We start from the raw sequence: 9081 nt of genomic DNA on the forward strand, positions 1-9081 counted from the left end.
TCATTCAAAATAAAAAGAAAGTTGCAGTTCTTTTAATCCTGTATCAACGATTCATTCTGAAATCGAATAGGAGACATTTCCCAAGTCTACAATTCACTTCATCTCAAATTAATTTTTGTAATTCACCCTTAGTTTATAGATTTTATACTCAACAAAAGTATAAAGCATACAAAACTTCACTTTGAACCAGTATTTATACTATATTCCGTATTAAAAATTCTATTATTGGTTTTGTAAAAAACAGTCTTCAAATATCCTGAAATATAGCAAAAAGAGATTGGGTAAAAACTAATTGTCTCTGCTCACTCAAGGACTAGGTTCACTTGAGCAAACTGAATCCGCACTATCGTTCCTTTTCCGACCTCAGACTCGATGCGAATCTGGTGACCTAGTTCTTCAGAAATTTTCTTAGATAGATAGAGGCCAAGTCCAGATGACTGCTGAGTTAGGCGTCCATTATATCCTGAAAAGCCACGTTCAAAGACTCGGAGGACATCACTGTTTTTTATCCCGATTCCCGTATCCTTGATACAAAGCTCTTGCCCGTCCATATAAATCTCCAGACCACCTTCCTTGGTGTACTTGAGACTGTTTGAGATAATTTGTTCAATGACCACTAGCAGCCACTTTTTATCCGTCACGATTTCTTTATCAAGGTCATGTAGATTGACATTTAAGCCTTTTTGAATAAAGAAAAGAGCGTATTTACGAATTATTTCCTTGACCAAGTCCTCAATTTGAACCTGCTTTAAGACCAAATCATCATGAAAACTTTCTAAACGCAGGTACTGTAAAACTAGATTGGTATAGGAATCGATTTTAAAAATTTCCTGTTCTAACTGCTGCTTTAATTGGCGATCATCTACTTCTGCAACTAAGAGTTGACTGGCTGCAATGGGGGTCTTAATCTGATGAACCCACAAGGTATAGTAATCCAGCAAATCCGTCAGTTTTCTTTCTGAATCTGACCTCTGCTGATAGAGTTCCATCTCACGCGCTTCTAATTTTTCAGCCAAGGCTCTTTCCAAAGGAGACTGAGCTTCCCTCTCCCCATAGAGAAGTTCCTGACGATATACCTGCATTTCTACCAATATGTCCCAAGCAAAAAATAAAATGGTTACAAAGCAACACAAGAGGAAAAAATAGAGAAAGTAAATTCCTAAACTGGCAAATAAAAACTGAAAGAGTAAGACCAGAAACGTCAAAGAAAGTAGATAGACAAACAGACGACTACGGGAGCGCAGATAGGCTAGAAAAAATTGTTTCCAATCAAGCATGCTTCAGTCCGTACCCTATCCCTTTCTTGGTCTCGATAAATCCTACCAAACCCTGCTCTTCCAATTTTTTACGCAAACGAGCTACATTAACAGATAGGGTATTGTCATCAATGAAAAAGTCACTATTCCAAAGTTCCCGCATGAGGTCGTCACGCGCTACAATATTGCCCGCATGCTCAAACAAAACTCGTAAAATCTGGAATTCGTTCTTGGTCAAATTCAAGACTTGGCCTTGATAATGTAAATCCATGGATTTGGTATTGAGGATCACACCGGCGTATTCCAGTAAACTCTCGTCACGCCCAAACTCATAGGAACGGCGTAGCAAGCCCTGAATCTTGGCTAAAAGAACCTGCTGGTCAAAAGGCTTGGTCACAAAGTCATCCGCGCCCATGTTAATCGCCATGACGATATCCATAGCCTGGTCTCTCGAAGACAGAAACATGATGGGTACCTTGGAAATCTTGCGAATCTCCTGACACCAGTGATAGCCATTAAACAAAGGCAGTCCAATATCCATGAGGACCAGATGAGGTTCCGACTGAACAAATAGACTCAAAACTTCCATAAAGTCTTCTACCAGGACCACTTCAAATCCCCATTCAGAGAGCATTTTCCCGACCTGTTGACGAATGACCTGATCATCTTCTACTAATAAAATCTTGTGCATCTGATTCTCCTTTGCTAATTTTAGGAGTCTTAAATCCTTTAGTATAAATAGAGGGCTTAGTATCTAATACTTTTTTGACATTTCCTTGTCACAACAGCTCAAAAACAGATAGTGAATAACCCCATTGATATCATACCTTATTTTCAGACATAGTGCCAGCACTACCCATTTATTTTTAATTTTTTCAACCCTCATTTCAGTTCTTTTATCCATCCCCTTAACCAAAATTTATATCTATTCTTCCAAACCTTGAGTGTAGTTAAAACGACACTCTATACTCTTCTAACATTGAAAAGCTCCTTATCAAGTGGTATCCGTAAAAAGTTCTAGCTTTCAGATTGACAATCTGAAAAAGATTTGTTAAGATATGAATGAACAATATTTAATATTCATTCAGAAAAGAGGTGAATCAAATTGGACAAAAAACAGGCTTTGAAATCCGCAGCTTATGAAGTTTTTTCAAAAAAAGGATACAAGGCGACAGGAATTTCAGAAATTGCTAGACAAGCTCATATGGCAGTCGGATCTTTTTATAACTATTACGAAAGTAAAGAGGCTATTTTTTTAGATATCTATATTGATGAAAACAACCGTGTTCGCCAAACTATGATCGAAGAACTGGATTGGGAAATTGATATGATTGATCTTATTAGTCAACTCTTTGCTCAATCCAGAGCACTCGTTTCTTCCAATAAAATCCTTGCAGAATGGTACAATCCTGCCATAGCAGATGAGTTGCATAGCTACTATTCCTCAGAAGAAGGGAAAGTCACGAATCCATTTCATCAATTTCTCGTGAAAACCTTTACTCATCGTTTGCAGGCTGAAGGCCATTCTCCAGAAAAAATTCAAGATATTTTACAAGTTTACAACCTATTTTACTACATGGATATGCATATCACAGAAAATGATTTTCCAGATATTAGCAAAACTGTAGAAATACTAGCAACCAACTTCATTAAAGGAATACTGAAATAAAGAAATCTTTTCTTTATTTTTTGGAAATTATTGAATGAAAAAAAATATTATTCATTCATAGAAAATTACTACACTATAGGAGTTAAAAATGAAACGAGGGAAAAAAATGTTCATAATTATTCTAACTACACTTGGAGTGCTCGGCTTTATATCTTGGGGAATCATTACCTATCTTGGACGAAGTCAAACTTTATCGATAAAATCCATTGAAAATCCCAGCGGAGATTTGTATTTAGTTCACATCACAAAACCAAAAAATCAAATAGGGAAAGCTGGCTCCTATGCTCAGTTTAAGCTTCCTGACAGCTCGTTTGGTCCAGACAAAAGTCCAGTAAAGGAGGATCAGGCTAGCCGATGGCTAACCCTTGCTTCCACTCCTGATGAGGATGAAATTCTTATTGTAACCCATAATAGTGGTAGCGTATTTAAGGAAACCTTAACACATTTACCAGCTGGTAGTAAAATTGAGATGAGTTGGCTGGAGTCATCTTTATCTGTTAAAGACAATGACCAAGCACTGGTTTGTTTTGCCTCTGATGTCGGTATTTCTACTCTACGTCCAGTTGTGAAAGAGTGGACTGGTAAGCGCTCCATCATTCTTAATCATTTAGACAAAGGAGTAAACATTTTTGATAATGAGTTAAGAGAGCTTAGTAAGAATAATCCGAATCTAACTTATAAAACTAGCGAAACCTTTTCTCAAAGCCAAGCATTTTTAAAAAATGCGGTTGTGAAATACGGTAACCAAGCTATTTATCTCTTAACCGGCCAACCTGATGATATAAATGAGATGAAGAATTTCTTAAAAGAGAATGGGATTGACGCCAAACAGATACAAACAAGTATGTTTAGAGGTTTGAAATAAAAGCAAACTGTCTTCTATGTATCTAAATCATACCATTATAGGTCGGTATGTAGAGAGATCGTACAAACCAACTAGTAAATTCTATGTGTTTGTGATAAGATAAATAAAAAGAAAGGAGCTCTTATGACCAATATTTTTGATTATCTGAAAGATGTCGCACACGATTCTTATTACGACCTTCCTTTGAATGAATTAGATGTTTTAGCCTTAACAGAAATCACCTATCTCTCATTTGATAATCTGGTCTCCACAGCTCCTCAGCGACTTTTAGACCTAGCACCTCAGGTTCCAAGAGAACCCACCATGCTTACTAGTAAAAATCGCCTCCAGCTATTAGATGAACTAGCTCAACACAAACGCTTCAAAAATTGCAAACTCTCCCATTTTGTCAATGACATTGATCCTGAATTGCAAAAACAGTTTGCGGCTATGACCTACCGCCTCACTCTCGATACCTATCTGATTGTCTTTCGTGGGACAGATGACAGTATCATTGGCTGGAAGGAAGATTTCCACCTAACCTATATGAAGGAAATTCCTGCTCAAAAGCACGCTCTCCGCTATTTAAAGAACTTTTTTGCCCACCATCCTAATCAAAAGGTCATTCTGGCTGGGCATTCCAAGGGAGGAAATTTAGCCATCTATGCTGCTAGCCAAATTGAGCAAAGCTTGCAAAATCAAATCACAGCAGTTTATACCTTTGATGCGCCTGGTCTCCACAAAGAACTAACACAAACTGCAGGTTATCAAAGGATAATGGATAGAACCAAGGTCTTCATCCCACAAGGTTCCATTATCGGTATGATGCTGGAAATCCCTAACCAGCAAATCATCGTGCACAGTACTGCCTTGGGTGGTATCGCCCAGCACGATACCTTTAGTTGGCAGATTGAGGACAAGCACTTCGTCCAACTGGATAAGACCAACAGTGATAGCCAACAAGTTGACACAACCTTCAAGGAATGGGTGGCAACAGTCCCTGACGAGGAACTCCAACTTTACTTCGACCTCTTCTTTGGCACCATTCTTGATTCTGGTATTACTTCTATCAATGACTTGTCTTCCTTAAAGGCGCTTGAACACATTCATCATCTCTTTGTCCAAGCTCAATCCCTCACTCCAGAAGAAAGGGAAACTATGGGACGCCTTACCCAATTATTGATTGATACCCGTTACCAAGCCTGGAAGAATAGATAAAAAGCTTATGAAAAGGTAATACTCTTCGAAAATCTCTTCAAACCACGTCAGCGTCGCCTTACCGTACTCAAGTACAGCTTGCGGCTAGCTTCCTAGTTTGCTTTTTGATTTTCATTGAGTATAAAAACCTTCTCATAAGCTTTTTTGTTTTAAAGAAGAATTCAATCCTTCATCTGACTCTCTGCATCGGCCACGACTTGCTCTAGACTGGTCTGACCAAGTTCAGTCTCCATGGCCAGCTGAATTCTCTCCAATTTTTGATCCAAAACCTCATGAATATGAGCTCCAACTGGACAATTTGGATTTGGATTGTCATGGAAACTGAAGAGCTGACCAGTCTTACCAAGACACTCAACCGCCTGATAAACATCTAAAAGACTAATATCCTTGAGATCCTTAACAATCTCTGTCCCACCTGTTCCTCGTGCAACTGAAATCAGCTCTGCCTTCTTCAACTGGGACAAGGTTTTTCTGATAATGACAGGATTAACCCCGACACTAGCAGCCAGAAAATCACTGGTCACCTTGCTTTCCTTCCCCTCGAGGGCAATAATTATCAGCATATGAGTCGCAATGGTAAATCTACTTGGAATTTGCATCCTCTTCTCCTTTTTACGAGGCTACCCTGCCTCTACTCTTCTTTTTCTTTTATTATACCCTTTTTAGTTGTAATGTCAATCGTTACCACTTTTCAACCAAGCATCTAATTCCCTATCATATCCCTCTTTCTGGGCCAATTCTCTAAGAAATTCCTGATGATGAGTGTGGTGGATACCATTGACCAGACTTTCATAGTAAACCTCAAAATAGGGGAGCTTGAGGTCTCTAGCTAGCTGCAATTCAGCTGCCACATCGTAGTCTACCCGTCGGAAGTCCATATCTACCAAGCCCTTGTCATCAAACTCTAAAATCATATACTGGGCCCGCAAGTCCTTCCGCAACTGGGCATCTAGAAAGAAAGGTTGCCCAATCGAACCTGGATTGACAATCAATTGTCCACCAGTCCCGTAACGAAGTAACTGCTGGTGAATATGACCATAAACAGCAATATCACAGGACGGATTGGTCACCAAGCGGTCAAAATCCTCTTGCGACCCAGTATGAATCAACTCACGCCCCCAGTTCTTATCAGGAAGATGGTGGCTAATTCCCACCGTCAAATCCCCAAACTGACGATGAATCTGGAGAGGTTGATTGTGGAGCAGTTCAATTTCTTCTAGGGAAATTTCCTCTAAAACATACTGGCACTGGCGCAAGAGATAGCGTTGACTAGGACGAGTACTATCTAGTTCCTTGCGGACACCATGCCACAAACTATCTTCCCAGTTTCCCAAAACTCTAGCTGTAATCGGTAGTTGAGCCAACAAGTCCAAAATCCTTCTACGCCCTGTCCCTGGCATGAGAATATCTCCCAAAAGCCAGTATTCATCCACTCCTAGCTGCCGAGCATCTGCCAAAACAGCCTCCAAGGCGGTGGTATTTCCATGAATATCTGAAAGAAGAGCTATTTTCGTCATATCCATCTCCTCGTTTTTTCTCTTGCAATAAGTATAACATAAAAAGTCACAGCTAGAGAAATCTAGCTTTTTTTGATATACTAGATAAAGATATTAGACAAGAGGAAGCGAATGACCCCGAATAAAGAAGATTATCTAAAATGTATTTATGAAATTGGCATAGACCTGCATAAAATCACCAACAAGGAAATTGCGGCTCGTATGCAAGTCTCTCCCCCTGCCGTAACTGAAATGATTAAACGGATGAAGAGTGAAAATCTCATCCTCAAGGACAAGGAATGTGGCTATCTACTGACTGACCTCGGCCTCAAACTGGTCTCTGAACTCTATCGTAAGCATCGCTTGATTGAAGTTTTTCTAGTCCATCATTTAGATTATACAAGTGATCAAATTCACGAGGAAGCTGAAGTCTTGGAACATACTGTCTCTGAGCTATTCGTGGAAAGACTGGATAAACTGCTAGGTTTCCCCAAGACCTGCCCTCACGGAGGAACTATTCCTGCCAAGGGAGAACTCCTAGTTGAAATCAATAACCTGCCACTAGCTGACATCAAGGAAGCTGGCGCCTACCGCCTGACTCGGGTTCACGATAGTTTTGACATTCTCCATTATCTGGACAAGCACTCACTTCACATCGGTGATCCGCTCCAAGTCAAGCAGTTTGATGGCTTCAGCAACACCTTCACTATCCTTAGTAAAGACGAGGAATTACAAGTGAATATGGACATTGCAAAACAACTCTATGTCGAGAAAATCGACTAACTTCTCAAGTACCACTACCAACCCTGAAAGTTTGATTTTCAGGGTTTTATTTCTATCATTTGATTTTGCTTTCATTTAGTTGTAGAATGTTTGTAAAAAACAAGAAAGATAGTTTAACCTATGAAAAAATCACTAAAAATTTTTGCGACATCCAAATGGTTTGACCTCTTCGGAGTTGCTTTGGTCGTTGGGATTGCGATTGCATCTGGTTACCTCAACTCTCGTCTCGACAAATTCGTAGACTGGGGACCATGGACTGCTCTTGTTCCTTTTGGATTGATTTCCGTAACCAACGTTGGGATTTCCATGCTGTCCACTCGTTTCACGGGAAAATTAAGCAAATGGGGAAATTACTTCGGTATTATTAATACCATTTTGTCTGGCACCATTGATTATATCCTTGGAAATAAGGCGGCTATTATCACCTATCCCGTCACCTTCCTCATTTATACCTTTGCTATTAAGAAATGGGAAGCTTCGCAAGAAGGCAGACCCAACCAAATGAGCCAAAAACAGCTAAAATTGGCGGCCATCATCATTTCCATCATCGCCTTCCTCTTTGCCTTTGCGACCAACTATATCGGCTATGGAGGAAAGATGAATCTCCTTGCCTACGTGACAACTATTGCCTTTGCACTATCCCTCATTGCCAATGCTTTGAACGCATTGAAACTAACAACTCAGTGGGGTTTTTGGTTGATTTACAATTTCGTTCAGCTGACAAAGGCTGGCATTCAAGGAAACTTTGCCAATATCGGAAAATACATCTTTTATATCCTCAATGCAATCGGAGCTTTATTTGTCTGGAATGATGAAGAGGTGGAACAATAAGAGGAAAATCAAATAAAGAAATCTAATAGAATCTCCTTACTAAAATTTTTTATCATTTTACTTGTAACTCCCATTCTTTTGGAGTAGAATGAAGCTAGATAAAAGAGGGAGGTCTTGTCATGAAAAACTCTATAGAATCCATTTTACAGCAATTGCAGTTATCGATTTGCTACTATTCGCATTTTTCAGCAAAAGACCCGATACATCTTGGGGTGGCTCTTGCTATCTGGTTTTATTTTCCTCCTTACTCAAGGACTCCTGTTATTTCGCTTGGTTGTCCGACTCAAACATCAATTCGCTGAGATTTATCCTCAAATCAATAAAAAGATTCGCTTCTACTATTTAGGGGTTTTATCCATTGATTTTCTATTTTTTGTGCTCTTAGCCTTCGTTAGTTCTCAGCGATTTTCCGCTCTTATGCCATTCATCACTGCTTGTCATTCTACTTTATATTATAGGACGGCGGACTACCTAAGAGAAAACTATCCAGACTTTTACAACAAACACATCTCTTTATGGGAGTGCCTCTAAGGAAAAGGAGGTTTTATCATGAAAAACATCATCTATATCAAAACCACTCAAGTCCTTGTCATTGATGGAATCATGCTGGCATTTTTGACATTTAAAGAAGGGCTTACTTGGGATTGGATTTTGATTTATAGCGGTTGGCTCATTTTCTTTCATCCTGTGCTATTGACCTATCTGTCCAATCAGCTTTGTGACCACTTTAGCCACCTCTATTCCCAGATTAGACCGAGATTCTGGCGTTTTGCCTTACAAATTCTCCTATGGGATAGCCTGATGATTCTCTCCTTGATATGTTTAAGTAGTATGCCACTTCTCCTTCAGGGAACTCTCCTAATTCTAGGCCATCTCATCCCTTCCTACCGCATAAGCCAAAACTTAAAAAGAGATTTTCCTAAGGCCTATCAGAAACAGATTTCATTTTGGAGTATTTTATAATAGATAAGAAAACACACGCGC

Annotated in this window: 10 protein-coding genes and 2 pseudogenes; 8 read left to right on the plus strand and 4 right to left on the minus strand. The window is 39.5% G+C overall.

What is annotated here, in order from left to right; genetic code table 11:
* Nucleotides 1–302: 302 nt before the first annotated feature.
* Both SMSK564_RS07185 and SMSK564_RS07190 read right to left on the minus strand, forming a co-directional pair.
* A complete protein-coding gene (locus SMSK564_RS07185) occupies nucleotides 303–1277 on the minus strand; it encodes a sensor histidine kinase (RefSeq protein ID WP_000887973.1) in 975 nt (324 codons plus the stop codon).
* Nucleotides 1270–1947 (minus strand): response regulator transcription factor, encoded by a 678-nt coding sequence (locus SMSK564_RS07190; RefSeq protein ID WP_000548988.1) that lies wholly within the window; start codon nucleotides 1945–1947, stop codon nucleotides 1270–1272. Before SMSK564_RS07190 ends, SMSK564_RS07185 begins: the two co-directional genes overlap by 8 nt.
* 408 nt (nucleotides 1948–2355) lie before the next feature.
* Between SMSK564_RS07190 and SMSK564_RS07195 the strand changes: the two genes are divergently transcribed.
* From SMSK564_RS07195 to SMSK564_RS07205, 3 genes are all read left to right on the plus strand, one after another.
* Nucleotides 2356–2925: a TetR/AcrR family transcriptional regulator gene (locus SMSK564_RS07195; RefSeq protein ID WP_101776789.1), complete on the plus strand. Its 570-nt coding sequence runs from the start codon at nucleotides 2356–2358 to the stop codon at nucleotides 2923–2925.
* 88 nt (nucleotides 2926–3013) lie between these two features.
* Complete coding sequence (locus tag SMSK564_RS07200; RefSeq protein ID WP_000820267.1) at nucleotides 3014–3790, plus strand: ferredoxin reductase domain-containing protein; 777 nt, start codon at nucleotides 3014–3016, stop codon at nucleotides 3788–3790.
* A 123-nt stretch (nucleotides 3791–3913) separates the two neighbouring features.
* Nucleotides 3914–4987, plus strand: a complete 1074-nt coding sequence (locus SMSK564_RS07205; RefSeq protein ID WP_000181732.1) for a DUF2974 domain-containing protein — start codon at nucleotides 3914–3916, stop codon at nucleotides 4985–4987.
* A 161-nt stretch (nucleotides 4988–5148) separates the two neighbouring features.
* Here SMSK564_RS07205 and SMSK564_RS07210 read toward each other — a convergent pair whose 3' ends face one another.
* Nucleotides 5149–5586, minus strand: coding sequence for an Rrf2 family transcriptional regulator (locus SMSK564_RS07210; protein ID WP_001166790.1), 438 nt, complete (start codon nucleotides 5584–5586; stop codon nucleotides 5149–5151).
* Nucleotides 5587–5661: 75 nt separating this feature from the next.
* Complete coding sequence (locus tag SMSK564_RS07215; protein ID WP_000160950.1) at nucleotides 5662–6504, minus strand: metallophosphoesterase family protein; 843 nt, start codon at nucleotides 6502–6504, stop codon at nucleotides 5662–5664.
* Nucleotides 6505–6615: 111 nt separating this feature from the next.
* Here SMSK564_RS07215 and SMSK564_RS07220 point away from each other — a divergent pair, with 111 nt between their 5' ends.
* The 5 genes and pseudogenes from SMSK564_RS07220 (at nucleotide 6616) to SMSK564_RS12695 (ending at nucleotide 9060) form a co-directional block, all read left to right on the plus strand.
* Nucleotides 6616–7266 (plus strand): metal-dependent transcriptional regulator, encoded by a 651-nt coding sequence (locus tag SMSK564_RS07220; RefSeq protein WP_000188517.1) that lies wholly within the window; start codon nucleotides 6616–6618, stop codon nucleotides 7264–7266.
* Nucleotides 7247–7430 (plus strand): annotated as a pseudogene (locus tag SMSK564_RS07225) (hypothetical protein). Before SMSK564_RS07220 ends, SMSK564_RS07225 begins: the two are co-directional and overlap by 20 nt.
* Complete coding sequence (locus SMSK564_RS07230) at nucleotides 7387–8097, plus strand: nicotinamide mononucleotide transporter (protein ID WP_000749108.1); 711 nt, start codon at nucleotides 7387–7389, stop codon at nucleotides 8095–8097. Before SMSK564_RS07225 ends, SMSK564_RS07230 begins: the two are co-directional and overlap by 44 nt.
* Before the next feature lie 88 nt (nucleotides 8098–8185).
* Nucleotides 8186–8628: pseudogene (locus SMSK564_RS07235) on the plus strand (hypothetical protein).
* An 18-nt stretch (nucleotides 8629–8646) separates the two neighbouring features.
* Nucleotides 8647–9060 (plus strand): hypothetical protein, encoded by a 414-nt coding sequence (locus SMSK564_RS12695; RefSeq protein WP_000789566.1) that lies wholly within the window; start codon nucleotides 8647–8649, stop codon nucleotides 9058–9060.
* Nucleotides 9061–9081: the final 21 nt, after the last annotated feature.

The sequence above is a fragment of the Streptococcus mitis SK564 genome (genome assembly GCF_000148525.1).
GTDB lineage: Bacteria > Bacillota > Bacilli > Lactobacillales > Streptococcaceae > Streptococcus > Streptococcus mitis_H.